17 protein-coding genes are annotated in these 19148 nt (G+C 37.9%); 13 read left to right on the top strand and 4 right to left on the bottom strand.

The annotated features are described in order from the left end of the window. The first annotated feature begins 151 nt into the window (after positions 1–151). The 9 genes from AC3B5B_RS01845 to AC3B5B_RS01805 all read left to right on the top strand — a co-directional run bounded on the left by AC3B5B_RS01845 (position 152) and on the right by AC3B5B_RS01805 (position 9072). The gene (locus AC3B5B_RS01845) at positions 152–2506 is read left to right on the top strand and encodes an endonuclease MutS2 (RefSeq protein WP_489769153.1); all 2355 of its coding nucleotides are present in this window, start codon (positions 152–154) and stop codon (positions 2504–2506) included. Positions 2507–2583: 77 nt separating this feature from the next. Further along, on the top strand, positions 2584–2892 hold the full coding sequence (gene trxA / locus AC3B5B_RS01840; protein WP_489757254.1) for a thioredoxin: 309 nt from the start codon (positions 2584–2586) through the stop codon (positions 2890–2892). A 172-nt stretch (positions 2893–3064) separates the two neighbouring features. Beyond that, positions 3065–3205, top strand: a complete 141-nt coding sequence (locus AC3B5B_RS01835) for a teichoic acid D-Ala incorporation-associated protein DltX (protein WP_489757255.1) — start codon at positions 3065–3067, stop codon at positions 3203–3205. A gap of 11 nt (positions 3206–3216) precedes the next feature. Then, positions 3217–4728 (top strand): D-alanine--poly(phosphoribitol) ligase subunit DltA, encoded by a 1512-nt coding sequence (gene dltA / locus AC3B5B_RS01830; RefSeq protein WP_489769152.1) that lies wholly within the window; start codon positions 3217–3219, stop codon positions 4726–4728. Further along, entirely contained in the window at positions 4721–5941 is a 1221-nt protein-coding gene (gene dltB / locus AC3B5B_RS01825) for a D-alanyl-lipoteichoic acid biosynthesis protein DltB (RefSeq protein ID WP_489757257.1), read from the top strand. The genes dltA and dltB overlap by 8 nt, the downstream gene beginning before the upstream one ends. Before the next feature lie 83 nt (positions 5942–6024). Beyond that, positions 6025–6267 carry a D-alanine--poly(phosphoribitol) ligase subunit DltC gene (gene dltC / locus AC3B5B_RS01820; RefSeq protein WP_489757258.1) on the top strand — a complete coding sequence of 81 codons (243 nt, stop codon included), beginning with the start codon at positions 6025–6027 and terminating at the stop codon, positions 6265–6267. After that, on the top strand, positions 6260–7540 hold the full coding sequence (gene dltD / locus AC3B5B_RS01815; RefSeq protein ID WP_489769151.1) for a D-alanyl-lipoteichoic acid biosynthesis protein DltD: 1281 nt from the start codon (positions 6260–6262) through the stop codon (positions 7538–7540). Before dltC ends, dltD begins: the two co-directional genes overlap by 8 nt. 140 nt (positions 7541–7680) lie before the next feature. Continuing rightward, entirely contained in the window at positions 7681–8475 is a 795-nt protein-coding gene (gene murI / locus AC3B5B_RS01810; RefSeq protein WP_489757260.1) for a glutamate racemase, read from the top strand. Between the two features lie 3 nt (positions 8476–8478). After that, a complete protein-coding gene (locus AC3B5B_RS01805; protein ID WP_489769150.1) occupies positions 8479–9072 on the top strand; it encodes an XTP/dITP diphosphatase in 594 nt (197 codons plus the stop codon). Between the two features lie 133 nt (positions 9073–9205). Here AC3B5B_RS01805 and AC3B5B_RS01800 read toward each other — a convergent pair whose 3' ends face one another. Further along, positions 9206–10114, bottom strand: coding sequence for a mechanosensitive ion channel family protein (locus tag AC3B5B_RS01800; protein ID WP_489757262.1), 909 nt, complete (start codon positions 10112–10114; stop codon positions 9206–9208). Positions 10115–10224: 110 nt separating this feature from the next. Here AC3B5B_RS01800 and AC3B5B_RS01795 point away from each other — a divergent pair, with 110 nt between their 5' ends. Together AC3B5B_RS01795 and AC3B5B_RS01790 are read left to right on the top strand one after the other, a co-directional pair. Then, positions 10225–10626, top strand: a complete 402-nt coding sequence (locus AC3B5B_RS01795; protein ID WP_489757263.1) for a DUF948 domain-containing protein — start codon at positions 10225–10227, stop codon at positions 10624–10626. 14 nt (positions 10627–10640) lie between these two features. Beyond that, positions 10641–10919, top strand: a complete 279-nt coding sequence (locus AC3B5B_RS01790) for a hypothetical protein (protein WP_489757264.1) — start codon at positions 10641–10643, stop codon at positions 10917–10919. Positions 10920–11001: 82 nt separating this feature from the next. Here AC3B5B_RS01790 and AC3B5B_RS01785 read toward each other — a convergent pair whose 3' ends face one another. Then, on the bottom strand, positions 11002–12105 hold the full coding sequence (locus tag AC3B5B_RS01785) for a M24 family metallopeptidase (protein ID WP_489769149.1): 1104 nt from the start codon (positions 12103–12105) through the stop codon (positions 11002–11004). A gap of 149 nt (positions 12106–12254) precedes the next feature. Here AC3B5B_RS01785 and ccpA point away from each other — a divergent pair, with 149 nt between their 5' ends. After that, entirely contained in the window at positions 12255–13262 is a 1008-nt protein-coding gene (gene ccpA / locus AC3B5B_RS01780) for a catabolite control protein A (RefSeq protein ID WP_489757266.1), read from the top strand. Positions 13263–13358: 96 nt separating this feature from the next. On the opposite strand, the gene AC3B5B_RS01775 is transcribed toward ccpA, so the two are convergent. Beyond that, positions 13359–16187: a transglycosylase domain-containing protein gene (locus tag AC3B5B_RS01775; RefSeq protein WP_489769148.1), complete on the bottom strand. Its 2829-nt coding sequence runs from the start codon at positions 16185–16187 to the stop codon at positions 13359–13361. A 246-nt stretch (positions 16188–16433) separates the two neighbouring features. On the opposite strand from AC3B5B_RS01775, the gene AC3B5B_RS01770 reads away from it, so the two are divergent. Continuing rightward, entirely contained in the window at positions 16434–17600 is a 1167-nt protein-coding gene (locus AC3B5B_RS01770; RefSeq protein WP_489757268.1) for an MFS transporter, read from the top strand. Positions 17601–17737: 137 nt separating this feature from the next. Here the strand turns inward: AC3B5B_RS01770 and pepV are convergent, their stop codons facing one another. Continuing rightward, on the bottom strand, positions 17738–19135 hold the full coding sequence (pepV, locus tag AC3B5B_RS01765) for a dipeptidase PepV (protein WP_489769147.1): 1398 nt from the start codon (positions 19133–19135) through the stop codon (positions 17738–17740). Positions 19136–19148: the final 13 nt, after the last annotated feature.

The following is a 19148-nucleotide window of genomic DNA, read 5'->3' as shown; positions in this document are numbered from 1 at the left end:
GAACTTTGGACTCAGTTTTTTGTTTGGTTAGAAAATTAACCACTACTGAAAATTTATTCAAAGTATGCTGGTAGTTATACAGACAGCGCCAGCTGACGAACAATATTGATGTAATGTTGTGAAATTAATTTAACAATAAAGGAAGAACAAGATGAATCAACGGATTTTAGAAACGTTGGAGTACGACAAAGTTTTAAATTTAATGACGCCATTTTTAATAACAGAGCCTGGAAAACGACAACTGAAACAATTAAAACCGCAAACCAAGCGGTCTTTGGTGCAGCAATTACTGGATGAAACTGCCGATATTGTGGAATTACATCGCTTAGCACAAGATTTGCCGTTAGAACCGGTTCACGAATTACAATCTGAATTAAAGCGCATTAAAATTGGCGCAGTGCTCAATGGTAATGAACTATATCGAGTTAGTAGTGTATTACGGGTTAGCAATCAATTAAAGACTTTCTTTGATCAATTACGTGTTGATGGGGTGTCATTAAATCAGTTATACCGCTATGGTGAGCAACTCGTTACACTAGCTAGTATTAATGAACGTTTGCAGCAATCGGTCGATGAACAAGGGAATCTGTTAGATGATGCTGATCCGCAATTAAAGCAAATTCGACGGACAATTAATCATTCGCAACAAAAAGTACGGGCCCAAATGGATCATTATTTACAAGGCAATAGTCGCAAATATCTCACAGAAAATTTAATTACCATTCGCGATGGCCGCTTAGTTTTACCCGTGCGTCAAGAAGCACGCAATCACTTTGGTGGGGTTATTCATGACCAAAGTGCTAGTGGTCAAACAGTTTATGTAGAACCTCAGAGTGTCATTAATTTAAATAATACGATTCAAGAGCAACAAGCTTTAGAAAAACAAATTATTCAACGCATTTATCAGCAATTAAGTGATTTATTGCGACCTTACGTCACCGAGTTACAACAAGACAGCGATTTAATTGGCCAATTGGATTTAATTCAAGCTAAAGCACAATTGGCGCAACAGCAACAAGCTACTCAGCCAATAGTCACTGCTAATCAAGTTATTGCTTTAAATCAAGCACGTCATCCGCTAATTGATGCGCAACAGGTCGTAGCGAATACGATTAATTTGGGGCAAGATTTTCAGAATTTAATTATTACGGGTCCAAATACGGGTGGTAAGACGATAACGTTAAAAACGGTCGGCTTATTGCAATTAATGGCGCAATCGGGGTTATTTATTCCTGCACAAACGGGGAGTAAAGTAGCAGTCATGACTGAAATTTTTGCTGATATTGGTGACGAACAATCAATCGAACAAAATTTGAGTACGTTCTCGTCACATATGGACAACATTATTACAATGTTACCGCAATTAAGCGGTTCTAGTTTAGTTTTATTAGATGAGTTAGGTGCGGGCACGGATCCACAACAAGGAGCAGCCTTGGCAATTGCTGTAATTGAGGCGATGAGTCAAAGTCATTGTTTATTGATGGTCACCACCCATTATCCTGAGTTAAAATTATTTGCTTATAACTATCCGCAAACAACCAATGCTTCCATGGAATTTGATTTGCAAACTTTAAAGCCTACTTATCGATTGTTAATTGGGATTCCAGGAAGTAGTAATGCTTTTGATATTGCTCAAAGACTAGGGATGCAAACCACGATTGTTGAGCGGGCACGCCATTTACAGAGTGGCGCTGATCAAGATTTGAATGAAATGATTCAAGATCTAGAGCGTCAGCGGAAGCAATTTGAAAAACAATATCAGCATTATCAACAACAATCCCAACAACTGCAAGCGCAAGAACGACAATTAAAACAAGAGCAACAAGCTTTAGAACAACAACAAGATCAAATTTTAAATCAGGCTCGTCAACAAGCCAATCAGCTGGTGGATCAAGCACAACAACAATCAGACCAAATTATTCAAGATTTGCACCGCTTACAAAAAAAGGCCCCTAATTTAATCAAAGAAGATCGAATTATTGCGGCCAAAACTGGTTTGAAAAACTTGCATCAAGACCCCGTGCTCAAAAAAAATAAGGTCTTGCAACGGGAAAAACGCAAGCAACAGATCAAAGTGGGCGATGATGTCCATGTTGATGAATATGGTCAAGATGGAGTGGTCGTTGGTCAGGATAAAAAAGGTAATTTTGAAGTGCAATTGGGAATTATCAAAATGAAATTAAAACCAGAACAGTTAACTAAGGTCAAAAATGCAGCTGCTGCGCAACAGAGTCATTTTTCCCAAAAACGGGCGCATACTAACGTCCCCTTAAAGCTTGATTTACGAGGCGAACGTTATGAAGAGGCTATGAATGATTTGGAGCAGTATTTAGATTCAGCCTTGATGGCGGGCTACGGACAGGTCACAATTGTGCATGGCTTTGGTACAGGAGTGATTCGCAAAGGCGTTTGGAAAATGTTACGACAAAATTCTCGTATTAAATCTTTCGAATATGCCCCAGCTAGTTCTGGTGGCCAGGGTGCAACCATTGTGAAGTTTGGCTAAAGTGCCAGGCAATTAATTGGTTTCTGAATAGATAGTTGTTATAATAAATTATGTAATTATTTAAAGGAGATGAGCTCATGGTTGACAGTTTAACTGATCAGGATTTTGCAAATGAGACTAAAGAAGGCTTGGTGTTGACCGATTTTTGGGCAACTTGGTGTGGTCCTTGTCGGATGCAATCACCAGTAGTTGAAAAATTATCTGAGCAATACGATGATGTTAAATTTACCAAAATGGATGTTGACGCTAATCCCAAGACACCAGAACAATTTGGTATTCGGGCAATCCCAACTTTAATTTTGAAAAAAGATGGTCAAGTTGTGGAAACTTTGGTAGGTTATCAAAGTGAAGACCAATTAAAACAAGTAATTGCTAAACACTCCTAAACAGGACTGTGCTGCGTTATTTGATAGTTATTAATAAATAATTTATGAGGAACTTTTTGTTTACACTGTGCAAAAAAGATATTTTTTTGTAAGTAGTAGAGGGAAAGTTCTTTTTTTTTAGAATATTGCGTTATAATGTGTTTGTTTAAATTTTTTAGTTTGGGGAGTTTTTATGTTCAAAAAATTTTGGCAGCATCCAACAGTGCGGTTTGTATCGTTGACTTTACTGTATTTTCTCATCATTATGGCTTTGGTGTATTTATATAGTTATTCTGGTATTAATAATAGTAAATTCATCTACAATGAATTTTAGGAGGAAGCCTTTTGAATGAAAAAATAACTAATCTTTTGACAACAATCGATCAGATTGCGCAAGATAATCCGGCTATTTGCTATCAAGATACTGCCGGTCAGCATTCTTATCAAGAATTATTTCATGATAGTCAACAATTAGCAGCTTATTTGCAAAGTTTGGACTTGCCGACTGGTGAGCCGGTCATGATTTATGGAGATCAAAGTTTTCAAACTGTAGTGGTTATGTTAGCTTGTGTCAAAGCCGGTCATGCCTATATTCCAGTTGATGTTCATTCACCCAATGAGCGCTTACTACAAATTAGTGAGATTGCTCACCCAGCAGCGGTAATTGGTGTCCAAGAGTTGCCAATTACTCTGGATGTGATAACTGTTACACCACAGCAATTACAGACCGCTTTGGTTAGTTCACAACCACCATTAGATTCTGATTTAAGTGTCCAAGGTGATGATAATTTTTATATTATCTTTACTTCGGGGACTACGGGGGTACCTAAGGGAGTTCAAATTAGTCATAATAATTTGCTAAGTTATGTTAATTGGATGTTATCTGATTTTAATTTGCCACAGCAAGTTCGTTGTTTATCACAGCCGCCGTATTCGTTTGATTTGTCGGTAATGGACTTGTATCCGACTTTAGTGTTGGGCGGCAAATTATTGGCTTTAGATCAAGCAACGACTGATAACTTTGCGCAATTATTTCAGGTTTTACCGACACTAGACTTACAGGAATGGGTTTCAACACCATCTTTTGTGGAATTGTGCTTATTAGATAAAAATTTTGATCAACAACACTATCCACAATTACAGCATTTTTTGTTTTGTGGTGAAGAATTAACGCGCAGTACAGCCCAAACACTGTTACAACGTTTTCCACAAGCCCAAGTCTTTAATACCTATGGACCAACTGAAGCTTGTGTTGCGGTAACTTCGATTGAAATCACTCCACAGATCATTGAACAGTATGAGCGTTTACCAATTGGTTATGCTAAAGCTGACACGAATATTACCTTGGTTGATGAATCAGGACAATCAGCCCAAGCCGGGGAATTAATTATTAGTGGTCCCAGTGTTTCGAAGGGCTATTTGAATAATCCTGATAAAACGGCTCAAGCTTTTGAAAAACAGGCTGGACGTTTGGCTTACCGTTCTGGCGATTTGGCAACTATGGATTCGGACGGTTTATTGTTTTATCGTGGACGCACGGATTTTCAGGTGAAGTTACATGGTTATCGCATTGAGCTAGAAGATATTGATCAAAATTTAGCGGCTTTGCCACAAGTTGATCAAGCTGTCACTGTTCCGCGTTATGATGCGCAGCATAAGGTGAGCCAATTGGTGGCTTTTGTAGTCTTGAATCAAGAACTAGAGCAAGCATCTACCACCTTAAAGCAAGAGTTAGCACAAAATGTCATGTCATATATGGTGCCCCAGCGCATTGAGGTACGACAAGCTTTACCGAAAACCGCTAATGGCAAAATTGATCGGAAAAAATTGATGGCTGAGGTAAATCATCATGCCTAATGTGCAACCCTATCAAAATCCACAGTATTTTATTCTGTTACTCATTGCCTTACTGCCATTAATGATTGGTTTATATCATGGTAAGCGTTGGCGGTGGTACGAAACAATCATTTCGCTGATCTTTTTGGTTTTAATTTTTGACAATGATAAACTGAAACAAGGCTTAGCTTTAATTGGGTATACGATTATCCAAGTCATTATCGTGGCAAGCTACAGTCATTATCGGACGAAGAAAGACTCACCTAATAAATTTGGAATTTTTGCCTTAGCAGTCTTCTTATCCATTATTCAAGTAGCAATTGTTAAATTTACGCCCCTCTTTGATCACGGGCGGGATTCGATTGTGGCGTTTTTAGGAATTAGTTATTTAACTTTTAAAACGGTCGGAATGTTAATGGAAATTCGCGACGGTGCTATTAAGGAATTTCATTTAGGAAAATTCTTACATTTTCTATTATTTTTCCCAACGTTGTCATCGGGACCAATTGACCGTTACCGGCGCTTTATTAAAGATTACGATAATGTGCCGACGCAAGCTCAATATGTTGAGCTCATTGGTAAAGGGCTGCATAATATCTTTTTAGGATTTTTATATAAGTTTCTTTTAGGTTACCTATTTGGAACGGTAATGTTGCCGCGTTTGGAGCACATTGCCTTATTGCAACGCAATAGTCATTTTTTAGGACTATCTGTTTATGTGATTTTAGTTATGTATTGTTATAGTATGTATTTGTTCTTTGATTTTGCCGGTTACAGTTTGTTTGCAATTGGGACCAGTTATTTAATGGGAATTCAAACTCCGATTAACTTTAACAAACCGTTTTTGGCACCGAATATTAAAGAATTTTGGAATCGATGGCATATGAGTTTGTCCTTCTGGTTCCGTGATTATATTTATATGCGTTTTGTTTTTTGGGCGATGAAGCATAAAGTTTTAAAGAGTCGGATCGCAATGGCGAATATTGGTTATTTGCTCTTGTTTGGTTTAATGGGAATTTGGCACGGCGAGACTTGGTACTATATTGTGTATGGGTTATTTCACGCCTGTTTAATTATCGGGACTGATGCTTGGTTAAGATTTAAGAAACGGCATCGTAAACAAATTCCGTCTAATCGCTGGACCAAATATTTGGGCATCTTTTTAACTTTTAATACAGTTTGTTTTAGTTTTTTAATCTTTTCAGGCTTTTTAAATCAATTATGGTTTAATTAAACAAACTGGTTAATGCGGTAATAGTTCATCAGATTGGATATAGTTTTATCTAATTTAAGTAAAATTAAAGGGGATCAATGATTATGGATATTCAAACAACAGTTTTAGATATTTTGGCAGATTTAACAGGGACAGATTCTGTGAAGGAAAATTTAGATGAATCATTATTTGATAGTGGTTTGTTGGATTCGATGGCTACAGTGCAATTATTACTCGAATTACAGCAGCAATTAGGTATTGACGTTCCGGTTTCAGAATTAGAGCGTAGCGAATGGGATACACCGAATAAAATTATTGCGAAGGTAAAAGATCTGGCCAATGAGTAACTTTAAAAAGTTAATCAAAATTATTGCTCCAATGTTAACCGCGGCACTTTTAGCCTTATTAGTTTTATACGGTCCGTTGAAAGTGCCCGCACCAGGAGCTACAACGGTTAAAAAGGCCGCCACTTCATTATCAGCGAATGTTTTGCGTGGTGATCAAATTAAAGATAGAGCTTTGGATGAGAATTATTTGATGATTATGGGGTCTTCAGAATTATCACGGTTTGATTCTTTTCATCCATCTGTCTTGACGCAGAAGTACCACCGTGGCTACCAACCATTTTTATTGGGAGCTCCAGGAACGCAGTCTTTGACGCATTTCTTTTCAGCACAAGCCATGGGAAAGCATTTGGATCATCACCGCGTAGTTGTAATTATTTCGCCGCAATGGTTCGTGCAAAAAGGCGTTGATAAAAATATGTTTGACTACTATTATTCTAAGCAACAGGCGACATATTTTATTAATCATGCCCGACCACAGACTGAAGCGGATCGTTACGCTGCTAGACGCTTGTTAAGTATGCCGGCAGGTAGTGCCGACGAAAATGTGGAAAGTGCATTAAAAAATATTGCCGCCGGCCAACCAATTAATGCCGAGCAACGCTTGATGATTACTGGTTTAGCTAGCAAAAACTTGCAGCATCAGGATCAATTATTCACACGCTTTTTCATAAAAGATCGTCGAGCAATGATTGCTGAACATGCGCGCGCTTTGCCTGATCATTATAATTACCAACAATTAGATGTGATGGCCAAAGACTTAGGTCAAGAACACTCCACTGATAATAATTTGGGGATTGAAAATAAATTTTATAATCAGAAATTAAAGAACTCTATGCGGGGATTAAAAAATAGTCAAGAACACTATACCTATGAATATGGCCCAGAATTTTCTGATTTTCAATTATTATTAAATCAATTTCAAAAACACCACGTGACACCTCTATTTGTGATTCCACCGATTAATCGGCAATGGATGGACTATACTGGTTTACAGGAGTCCATGCTAAATCGTTTTGACCATAAAATCACTTATCAGTTACGTTCCCAAGGTTTTCAGCATATTTTAGATTTGCATTCTGATGGTAATATACCTTACTTTATGCAAGATACGATTCATTTAGGCTGGCGCGGCTGGGTTAAGGTTGATCAAGGTATTAATCAATTTGTGCACGAAAAACAGCCACAACAGACTAGTTACCATTTAAAAGATTATTTCTATACCAAAGATTGGCAGCAGCGTAAACCTACTACCATCTCTAATAAATATCACTAATGCTTAAAATGTAGTTCAGTAAGATTGAGATTGTATCAACTCTAGCTTAATTGGACTGCATTTTTACATATAGCCGCTCATTTGTAGTACACTAGAAATTCAAGTATTAATTACAATTTAAATTTGAAGGGTGTGAGTCGATGGATAATCGGCCAATTGGTTTTTTAGATTCCGGATTGGGTGGGTTGACGGCAGTCAAGGCTGCTTTAAAATTATTACCAGCTGAAAGTTCTGTTTTTATTGGTGATCAGGCACGGTTGCCATATGGCCCTCGTTCACCGCAAGAAATCCAGCAATTTACCAAACAGTTAATTGCTTTTTTAATCACTAAAAAGGTGAAAGTAGTTTTAATTGCTTGTAATACAGCAACCGCTGCGGCCCTACCAGTAATGCAACAATTATTTCCAATTCCCATTTTTGGCGTGATTGATGCGGGCAGTCGTCAAGCAATTCGCCAAACTAAGCAAAATAAATTGGGATTAATTGCGACCCAGGGCACCATTAATTCTCAAGCTTATGAAAAAGAAATTCAGCAGTTAGCGCCACAGATACAAATCTGCGGTTTACCAACACCGGAATTTGTGACGTTGGTTGAACAAGGTGATTTAAAAAGTTCAGCTGCCCAATTGCTAGTTCAACAAACGTTAGCGCCATTAATGCCGCAGTCGTTAGATACATTAATCTTAGGGTGTACCCATTTTCCGTTACTGACACCTTTAATTCAAGCAGCAATGGGGCCTAAAGTTCAGCTAATTGATGCGGGTAGTGCTGCGGTCGTTGAATTAAAAGATTTTTTACAGCAACAGAATTTGACAGCTGCGCCAGATCATTTAGCTCAACATCAGTACTATACTACTGGCTCTGCGCAACAATTTAAAAAATTAGCAACGCAATGGTTACAACAACCGATTACAGCCCAACAAGTGGAGGTTTGATCAATGAAAAAGTTATTAGTGGCAACCAAGAACGCAAATAAAGTTCGAGAGTTACAGCAATTATTAGCACAACAAGCAATTACAATTACCACATTATTAGATTATCCACAAATGCCGGACGTTGCCGAAACCGCTACGACATTTGAGGGGAATGCGTGGTTAAAAGTTAATGCAGCCATCAAAGAATTAAATTTGCCAACACTTGCTGATGATTCAGGGTTGATGGTTGATGCGTTACATGGGCAACCTGGGGTACGTTCAGCGCGTTATGCCGGTGATCATGATGATGCTGCCAATAATGCGCGGCTGTTAGCGGAATTAGGCGGAGTTCCTCTGGAGCAAAGAACTGCCCACTTTGTCACGACGTTAGTGTATAAAGATCCCATTCAAGAGCAACAATTAGTGGTTAAAGGACAGTTGGATGGCTTAATATTAACAGTTCCGCGAGGCAATGATGGTTTTGGTTATGACCCTTTGTTTTATGTGCCACAACTACAAAAAACTTTGGCCGAGTTAACTACCGCTGAAAAGAATCAAGTCAGTCATCGAGCACAAGCTCTGAAAAAGTTTGTGACAGCTTATCAAGAATTAGGTTAGATGCTAGTTAATTGACTAGATTAAAGCCAATATTCTTTTACACAAATCGTCAATTTTAACAAGCTATAAAAAAGACAGAAGTGGCAGGAAATTATTAAATTTCTAACCATTTCTGTCTTTTAATTGCGACAATTTATTGGGTTAAATCAAGTTTATTTTCGGGTAGAGCAATCTTAGCAGTTTGTAACGCGGCTAGATAAGCCTCCAAAAATTTACGTTTAACAATTAGTTGGGCACCATTACGAGTATCAATTTGAATTTGATAAATTAAGATGCCGTTCACAACATCCGTTGGTCCTAATAAATGCGGCGCATTCACTAAATCAGGATCTTCGGGAGTTAGTTGTTGATTGACTTGACTCAAAACTTTGGTGACAGCTTTAATATCCGTATGCGGAAATAACTGTAAGTTAATAATTGTCGTCATGTTACCGCGGGATAAGTTTTTAACGATGGTAATATTGCGATTGGGAACATAATTCAAAGTACCGTCAGCACTGCGAATTTGCGTAGTTCGTAAACCAATATAAGTGACTGTGCCAGAAATATCGCCCACGGTAACTGAATCGCCAACGTCAAATTGTTGTTCCACTAGAATGAAAAAACCGGTAACCACATCACTGACGAAGCCTTGAGCACCGAGCCCTAAAGCCAAACTGAAAATACCGGCGCCGGTAATTAAAGTACCGACGGGGGCGCCCAAAATAGATAGAACCATATAAATGTAAATAAAGGCTAAAAAATAAAAATAAATATTTTGAGTTAAAGTCGCAATCGTGCGCGTACGATTGGAGCTAGTTTCACTACTTTTTAGATTGTTGGCAATCCGCGAAACAAAGCGGCGGCCTAATTTATAAAGTAGCCAAAAGGCAATAGTTAATAGAATAATCTTGATCAAGTCACTGACAATTGTATTCAGTAAGTTAATCCAGTATTGGGGGTTATTGAGCTGTTGCCAGAATAATTGATTGTGATTAGCATTGTTTTGTTGCTGTTGTTGCGTATTATTATTGAGGTTATATTTACCTAAAATATTATTCAATGAAAGTACACTCCTTTAAGAACTAGTTTAAAGTATAACCGCTAAAATTGCTGTTGTCATGAATTGATGATAGAATTTATAATGATAATACAAAAACTGGAGGAATTAATATGACATTGGGACAAGTAGCAGGCTTAATTGCAGCTTTAGCCTTTGTAGTTTTAGTAATCTTTTTAGGAATGATGTTGGTTCAATTAGCGAAGGTTTTAAAGAACTTACAAGCTACTGTTGAAGAAACTACTAAAACTGTTAAGACGTTAACGATTGATGTTGATAAAATCGCTAATCAGGGCAATGATTTAACTGCTAAAGTAAATGTATTGATGGATGATGTTAATTCAAAAATAGCAAGTTTGAATCCATTGTTTGGAACTTTGGAAAATGTAGGAACGAGTTTAGAAAAAATGACTGACAAATCTGAAGCTAGTTCTAAATTACATTTGGGCAAGTTAAGTCCCAAAACTGCCGGTAAATTAGCAAAAGTAGCGTGGAAGATCTATCGTAAGAAATAAAGAGGTAATCTAAAATGGCAAAAGGTAAGTTTATTTTAGGCACAGTACTAGGTACAGGGTTAAGTTATTGGGCCTTTAAAAAATGGCAGGAGCATCAAAGTGAAATTACTGATTACGTGATTGAACATTTAAGTCAATTAGCGCAATTTGATTTTGGTCAAGTTCAGCAAATTTTGCATCATCAGAATACTCAAACATTACATCAAAATGTTACCTCGGCCAATGATGACACTAAAACCAATTTTGATGATATTAAATTAGATGAAAGTCAAATTGTCAAAACTGAAGATTAAAAAAATGAGGTGTTAACCTCATTTTTTTATTACATAAGATAAGCAAATGATATTATTCTGGAAGATTCAAGTGCGATTTAACTTAACGAACCGGAATAGTTTGTAATTCTTTAGTGGTGTGGGTAAATGCTTCACAGCCATTGTCTGTTAAGTAAACACAGTCTTCAATCCGCACACCTGCGACACCAGGAACATAAATTCCAGGTTCAATAGAGAAGCACATACCAGGTTTTAATTCCATCTGGTTGCCTTCCATAATGGATGGAAATTCATGCGTAGAAGTGCCAATGCCGTGACCAAGCCGGTGGATGAAGTATTGACCATAACCAGCGTCTGTAATAATCTTGCGCGCAATCGCATCTAATTGTTCAGCGGTAATTCCTGGTTTAGCAGCATCCATGGCAGCTAATTGGGCTTCCAAACAAACATTATAGATATCTGTTTGTTGATCATTTAAAGTGCCAAAAGCTACTGTCCGACTCGCATCGCTCATGTAACCCTGGTTGACAGTTCCTAAATCAAAGAGGGCTAAGGCATTGGCCTCAATTTTACGCTTTTCTGGTACACCGTGCGGATTAGCAGCATTGTCACCGGACTGAACGATAGTATCAAAACTCGTATGCATGACACCTTGCTTCATCAGACCATACTCAATTTCAGCTACTACTTGTTGTTCCGTGCGGCTAGTTGATAAAGCTTCAAACCCTAATTTAAAGGCATAATCAGCTTGTTTGCCAGCTTCTTTCATCAATTCAATTTCTGCTGGTGACTTGATTAATTTTAATTGATCCAAGAATTCAGAAGCATTGCCAGGAAATTGCGCATCTGGAAATTGTTTCTTAATTGCTTCATAACGAATGTAGGATAAATCGGCTTTTTCGATTGCCCAATTAGTAGTCTTACTGGTTCGTTCTTTAATATGATCAGCGATTAATTGGAATGGATCTTCATGGTCTAAATAACCAAACACATCATGTTTCCAGCCGGCTTTTTTGGCGGCACCAACTTCTAATTGCGGTGTGAATAAGAACGGCTCAGCATCTGGAAAAGCAAATAATGCTAGCACGCGCTCTTCAGGATCACTATGAAAACCTGTGAAATATAAAATATCAGTTGGATTACTAATATAAACAACATCGTAATTTTGATCAGCAACCCATTGTTGTAAACTTTGTAAATGATTCATGTCATACCTCCCAACATAATTATATCAAGTATAGCACTTTTTGAAAAAATGATGTATTTTCATCGAAGCGCTTGCAAATATGCTTGATTTTTGTTAAATTAGTTATGAAAATAAATGAAAATAAGTTCAATTGAGTTGAGGTATTGAAAATGGATAAACCAGAGAAAGACATAACAATTACGGATGTGGCCCGACAAGCTGGCGTATCCATGGCAACTGTGTCTCGGGTTGTTAATGGGAATAATAATGTTAAAGAAACTACGCGTAAGAAAGTAATGGCGGTAATTGATAAATTACATTATCGGCCCAATGCGGTGGCACGTGGTCTAGCAAGCAAAAAGAGTACCACGATTGGTGTCATTATTCCTAGTATGACGGATTTGTTATACGCTAATCTAGCTAAAGGAATTGATGACGTTGCTTCAATGTATAAATATAATATTTTGTTGACTAGTTTAAATAAGGGCATTGTCAGTGAACAACAATTATTTAATGAATTATTGGCTAAGCAAGTCGATGGAATTATTTATATGGGAGAAAGTGTTTCACCTGAATTGCATAAAGAAATGATTAATTCTCGCGTGCCAGTAGTTTTCGCTGGTGCGATTGATGATAGCGGCAAGATTGCTAGTGTGAATATTGATTATCGCACAGCGGTTCGTGATGTAGTGCAATTATTAATCAATAATGGCAACCAACAAATTGCCATGGTAGCCGATGATTTAAGTAACTCAATTAATGGCAAATATCGTTTACAAGGTTATCGTGATGCCTTAGAACAAGCCGGTTTAACTTATTCTTCCAGTAATGTTTTCGAAACAGTTTACAATTTACAAGCAGGGGCTGCAGTTTGGGATGCCATTCATGAAAGTGGGGCCACAGCAGTTTATGTGGCTAATGATTTATTGGCGGCCGGCATTGTCAATGCAGCAGCGACAACGGGCGTTAAGATTCCGGAAGATTTTGAATTGATTACTAGCAGTAATACCATTTTGTGTGATGTCACACGCCCCAAAATGACGTCCATTGCTCAACCGTTATATGATATTGGTGCTGTTGCAATGCGGATGTTAACTAAATTGATGAATAATGAACCTGTGGATCAATTGGAAGTTAGCTTACCTTACAGCTTAATTAAACGTAATACTACTAAATAAAAAATTGGGATGAAAATCGCTTAGAATTTGGGTTCCAACTTAAATAAAAAAGGCGCCGTTATCAGAATTTTTTCTGATACGACGTCTTTTTGTTTGCTATTGTTCCAAATCATTAGATTGATTGGTAGTAGTACTGTCTTCAGGAGTAGTTGCTGGAGGAGTATCGACTGTTGAGGAAGTTGAATTATTGGTCGGACTATTAGTGGCTGGTAATTGCGAAGTACTGGTCGAACTAGTATTACTTCCAGCACCACTAATCGTCGAGTTGTTATAGGAATTGTTACTTTCACTATTGGAAATACTGTTGGAATTTTCTGTACTGCGAGTTGGTGGGACATAATCGCCTAAAAGAGAATCCGGTAAACCATTGGAGCTACGTTTACGATTGGTTTTATGGCTTGGCGTTTCGTCATCCAAGTATTGGGTTACACCGTAGCCGTTATCGCGTCCAAAATAATGATTCCAGAATAAACGATAATTTTTATTAGTACCACCAATTGCAAAGTGGTGACTAAGTGATGGGGCTGTTTGCTTATAAAATAAGCTGGTTGTCAAAGGCGAATTAAGATCAGTGTCATAGCCTTGATAAGTGGTATGACCAGGCAAAGTACCAGTAGCACTGAGAACTTTTTGGGCATGCACACTTGTCGGACGTTGCATTGTTTGATTGGCCTTGAGAAGTTGGGGATTAGTTTGGTAGACACTATTCATTAAATTAGCCCAAGTAGTTTGGTTCGTCTCTGTGGAATCTTCGGCTAAATTGTAGTTATGACCGTATAAATTATCATAACCCATCCACGAAGCTAATGTGACCCCTGGTGTACTACCAACAAACCAGTTATCACGGAAGTTATTCGAAGTTCCGGTTTTACCAAAGGCATTCTTGTAATTAAAGTTTAATTGGTAAGTTAAGGATGAAGCTGTTCCTTGTTCAATAACTCCGTGCATCATGTGTTGCATGATATAAGAGGTCCCTTTTTGGAAGACGCGCTGTTTTTTGGTTTTGTGTTGATAAATAACATGGTGATTAACATCAGTAATCTTGGAAATATAATACGGATTAACATGGACACCTTGATTGGCAAAAGTAGAAAACGCACTGGCTTCTTGTTCAACACTGAAACCATTACGGGTCCCACCTAAAGAAATACCTAGTTCGTGATATTCGCGGTTACTTAAAGCTAAGCCCATTTTATCCATATAAGTTTTGGGATTAACTTTTTGCTGTAATTTCTGGTACAACTGGACTGCCGGAATGTTTAATGATTGCTCTAAAGCTTTGTCAGCTGGGACAAATTTATTACCGATGGTATCGTCAAAATCGGTTGGCGCATATTTGCCAAATTTAACTTTAAAGTCCGCAATTAGACTCTTACTACCAATGAGCCCATTTTCAATGGCGGGCGCGTAAACTAACATTGGCTTAATGGAAGATCCAGGTGAACGTAGCGTATCAAAAGCGTGGTTGAGTTGGTTCTTTTTAAAATCACGGCCACCCACGAAACTTAAGACCGCACCAGTCTTGTTGTCTAGCAAAATGCTACCATTTTGCACTGGTTCTTGCACCTTAACATTGACACCAGTATTCGGATCTTTGGCGGTTGATTGATGTGTGGTTCCCAATAAGTCGGCATTTTGAGCAAACGCAGTTTGCATATTATCATATAAATCTTTATTAATGGTTGAATGAATATGGTAGTCATGTTCACTCATCATTTGGTTGGCTTTTTGATAATAGACTTGATATAAATCTTTGTCATGCGTAACTTGGTGATAACTTAATTTATTTTCTGTCGCCAATTGGTGCATCAACTTGACCCGTAATTTATCAGTCAGTAAATTATACAGATACCCATATTTAATTTTGGTTTTTGGCGCAGCCTGATGGGCAATGAATTGACTGGAGAGATCAACTTTTTTGGCAGTTAAATACTGTTGATGCGTAATATCACCACTGCGATACATTCTAAACAAAACAATATCTTTACGTTTTAAACCAAGTTTTAAGTTTTGTTTTAAATGACCACTTTGATCAAACGGAGTATAAACTGAAGGACTTTGTGGTAGACCAGCAATAAAAGCAGCTTGAGCTAAGCTTAAATTGGCTGCGGAGGTATTAAATAAACCTTCTGCAGCAGCTTCTACACCGGCAATATTTTGGCCACGGTTATTGCGGCCTAAAGGTATGACATTTAAGTAGGATTCTAAAATTTGCGATTTGGAAAAATGCTTTTCTAAACGGGTAGCTAGCAAAATTTCAGTCGCTTTCCGTTTCCAAGTGGTTTCTGATGAAAGGATTTGCATTTTTACTAATTGCTGCGTTAAAGTGGAACCTCCAGTTTGCGTTCCGTAACCCGTAATTTGCCCCAAGATGGCGCGAATCACTGATTTTGGAACGACGCCGTGATGTTGATAAAAGTTTTCATCTTCTGTGGCAACGACGGCCTTTTTAAGATAAGGCGAGATTTGATTAAACTTGACCGGTTGGCGTTTGGTATCTGAAGGAACCCGCTCCATCTTGACATTATTGGCAAAATAAAGCGTCGTCGATTGATCGACTTTTTCAATTTGATTTTTTAAACTAGTATAACTAGGAATCGGTTCACGGCTAATAATAGCAGTTAAATAGCCGCCACCAATTCCTGCTCCTAAGCCAATGACTAAAATACCAGCGACAAAAAGTACTAAAAATAGTTTCCGAATAACGCTGATGCCAAGGGTAATCCGTCCGGTCCAAGTAGTTGGTAAATCGTCGGGGTCTACCACCCGATTGGAATTTGGAGTCGGGGCGCTTGGTGTTGGCTGTGGTGCAGGCTGCGAACGAAAATGATTTTGGGAATGAACTCCAATTGGTTGATCAGTTTCTAAAAAATGGTTACGGAGCTTATTAAAAAGCCGGTCCCACCATGAATCTTGATTTCTCACAAAAAAACCTACCTTTGGCTATAATTTAGTTCTTGATAGTCCTAGAATTATTTGGGCAATAATAAATCTATTCTAATTATTATACAACAAGATAATTCATCTGATGACAATGATTAAAATCTAAAGTATATCTTCAGCAGATAATATGCTATCATTAATCTAATTTACTAGCTAGCAGTCAATAGCTTGATAATTGGTTTTTAGTTAAACCTGTTATTGAGCTTTTTGTTTAGGAGGCGTTAAAACGTGAATAAAGAAGCAAAACGGGCCATTTATATTCTAGTAGTGGGAAACTTTTTAATTTGTTTGGGAATTAGTTTGGTGATTCCCGTTCAGCCTTATATTAAGAAAGCTTATGATTTAACGACAACTGACGTGGGAATTATGAGTTCGTTATACGCTTTGGCGCAATTTATTGTGTCCCCGATTATGGGCCGGATTTCTGATCGTGTCGGACGTAAGCCAGTGATTTTAACAGGCTTAGTCTTATATATGTTTTCTGAATTTTTGTTTGCGGTGTCGAACTATTTTTGGTTATTTAATGTTTCACGTATTATTGGCGGTATCTCAGCAGCCATGTTTGTCCCAACTTCAATGGCCATGGCTGCTGATATGACCAATCAACAGCAACGTGCCAAAGTCATTGGTTGGATTTCCGCGGCTTTTAGTGGGGGGTTAATTTTAGGACCCGGAATTGGGGGCTTGCTTGCTAATGTTACTTATAAATTACCCTTTTGGGCCGCAGGAGTCTTGGGGTTAATCAGTAGTATTTTTACCTTCTTTTGTTTACCTAATGTCAAAACCACTACGCAAAAAGCTGTTGCCAAAATTAATTGGCGGACTTTTATGACTCCTATTTTATTGATTTTATTTGTCATGATTTTTATCTCATCATTTGGTTTGCAGGGCTTTGAAAGTATTTATAGTATTTATGTTAATCAAGTTTTTCATTTTAACATGAGCTCAATTGCTTTAGTCTTAACTTTAAATGGAATTATTTCCCTCTTTTTCCAGGTGGTTTTATTTGATTGGTTAACTCGCTCTGTTGGCGAAATTCGCTTAATTGCGATTTGCTTTTTGTTAGGTTCAGTAGCCACTTTATGGATCACACAAACGCATAATCATGTAGTAGTGATTATCGCTACTTTGATTGTCTTTACGGCTTTTGATTTGTTGCGGCCTTCGATTACGACGGTTCTGACGAAGATGAGTCATGCTAATCAAGGTTTAATTAATGGCCTTAATACGTCCTTGACGAGTGTGGGTAACGTCGTTGGCCCGTTAGTTTCGGGGATGTTGATGGATTGGCGAGCTAATAGTCCGTATCTATTGGTGACAATTATTTTATTCATTTCTTTTGTGATAACGTTAATTGTACAAAGGGTGGCTGTTTTACAAAAATCTAAAGAATAGAACAAAAAAGAGATTGGGCATCGAAGAAATTTTCATAATGAAATATGAATAATTTTTTCTTAGATCACTGCAAAAATTAAACGTATTTTATTAGATTTAACTTTGAAGTGTCTTTAATCCCAATCTCTTTGTGTTCTTTATTTACATAAGCGCCACAAGGCATCTGCATAAATGGCGGTGGCAGTTAGTAGGTTGTCTAAAGTAATATATTCATTAGCTTGGTGCATGACATTAGCGGCTCCTGGCATTAAAGCGCCAAAGGCAACGCCACGTTCTAGTAAGCGGCCATAGGTTCCACCACCGACGGTCATCGGTTTACTTTTATAATCACCAGTTTGATTTTGATAGGCAGTTAATAATTCTTTGACTAGTGGGTCATGGGCTTCCACAAAATGTGGTTCTTGAGCATGGGCAGCCAATTTGACGGTAGCCTTAGGAATAGCTGTTTGATATTGTGTGGCTATTTTATCAGCGGTGATGCCTTTAGGATAACGGACATTAACGACAATTTGACCACCTTGGTTCAGTTGATATTCAAAAATATCGGGACTTTGACTTAAAGCGCCCATTGTAACGTCTTGATGGTTAATACCTACTTTTTTGCCCAGATAGTCTAGATGAAAGTTGTCAACAATAGTTTGAAGAAAGTCGTGTCCAGGCTGATCTAATGGCAAGTTAATTAACAAGTTGGCTAGAAAAGTGGCGGCATTTAAACCATTTTCTGGTTCCATCGCGTGGGAACCTTGACCGATTAATTTGAGTGTGACAATTTGATCTTGAATTAAAGCATTGCCTTGTAATTTTGGGTTTTGTTTCAAGTATTGATTAAAAGCATTAACGACTTTGGAACTGTCCAGTGTTTGAATTTGACAAGTTGCACTTTGCGGAACCATGTTAGGCCGTAAACCACTGTTGAAACTAATTAAAATTTGTTCACCTTCACTGGTTTGGGGGGCAAAGTGTAGTTCATATGAAGCAATGCCTTTTTCGCCATTAATTACAGGAAATTCACCGTCTGGTGAAAATCCCAGATCCGGGAGTGGTTCAACTTCTAAATAACGGTTAACACCTCGCCACTGATTTTCTTCATCAGTTCCGAAGATTAATCGAATAGTCTTTTGAGGCTGAAAATTTTGGTCTTTTAAAATTTTTAAGGCATAGTAAGCTGCTAATGCGGGGCCTTTATCGTCTAAAGTACCACGACCAAATAATTTATCGTCTACTTGGGTTAACAAAAAAGGATCGCTGTCCCAGCCTTCTCCAGCAGGAACGGTATCCATATGGGCAAAGATACCTAAAATTTTTTCGCCTTGACCGTATTCAATGTGCCCCCCTAAGTTATCGACATTTTTAGTTGTAAAGCCATCCCGTTCACCCAGAGCTAGCATTTGCTGTAAAGCTTTGGCCGGACCAGGTCCTAAGGGAAAAGTAGAACTTTGATGGTCTTCATCGCTGGCACTATTAATGGCCACTAATGTTTGTAAATCATTTAAAATTGCTGTTTGATAATTGGTTGCTAATTGTTTCCAATTCATAATAAACCTCCTG

It is taken from the genome of Bombilactobacillus sp. ESL1187, assembly GCF_058107155.1.
This window is presented reverse-complemented; position numbering and strand designations above follow the sequence as displayed.

Excerpts from the sequence above, each read along its gene's own strand:
- AC3B5B_RS01845 (WP_489769153.1), top strand. The coding sequence starts at position 152 with ATGAATCAACGGATTTTAGAAACGTTGGAGTACGACAAAGTTTTAAAT.
- trxA (WP_489757254.1), top strand. The coding sequence starts at position 2,584 with ATGGTTGACAGTTTAACTGATCAGGATTTTGCAAATGAGACTAAAGAA.
- AC3B5B_RS01835 (WP_489757255.1), top strand. The coding sequence starts at position 3,065 with ATGTTCAAAAAATTTTGGCAGCATCCAACAGTGCGGTTTGTATCGTTG.
- dltB (WP_489757257.1), top strand. The coding sequence starts at position 4,721 with ATGCCTAATGTGCAACCCTATCAAAATCCACAGTATTTTATTCTGTTA.
- dltC (WP_489757258.1), top strand. The coding sequence starts at position 6,025 with ATGGATATTCAAACAACAGTTTTAGATATTTTGGCAGATTTAACAGGG.
- dltD (WP_489769151.1), top strand. The coding sequence starts at position 6,260 with ATGAGTAACTTTAAAAAGTTAATCAAAATTATTGCTCCAATGTTAACC.
- murI (WP_489757260.1), top strand. The coding sequence starts at position 7,681 with ATGGATAATCGGCCAATTGGTTTTTTAGATTCCGGATTGGGTGGGTTG.
- AC3B5B_RS01805 (WP_489769150.1), top strand. The coding sequence starts at position 8,479 with ATGAAAAAGTTATTAGTGGCAACCAAGAACGCAAATAAAGTTCGAGAG.
- AC3B5B_RS01795 (WP_489757263.1), top strand. The coding sequence starts at position 10,225 with ATGACATTGGGACAAGTAGCAGGCTTAATTGCAGCTTTAGCCTTTGTA.
- AC3B5B_RS01790 (WP_489757264.1), top strand. The coding sequence starts at position 10,641 with ATGGCAAAAGGTAAGTTTATTTTAGGCACAGTACTAGGTACAGGGTTA.
- AC3B5B_RS01785 (WP_489769149.1), bottom strand. The coding sequence starts at position 12,105 with ATGAATCATTTACAAAGTTTACAACAATGGGTTGCTGATCAAAATTAC.
- ccpA (WP_489757266.1), top strand. The coding sequence starts at position 12,255 with ATGGATAAACCAGAGAAAGACATAACAATTACGGATGTGGCCCGACAA.
- pepV (WP_489769147.1), bottom strand. The coding sequence starts at position 19,135 with ATGAATTGGAAACAATTAGCAACCAATTATCAAACAGCAATTTTAAAT.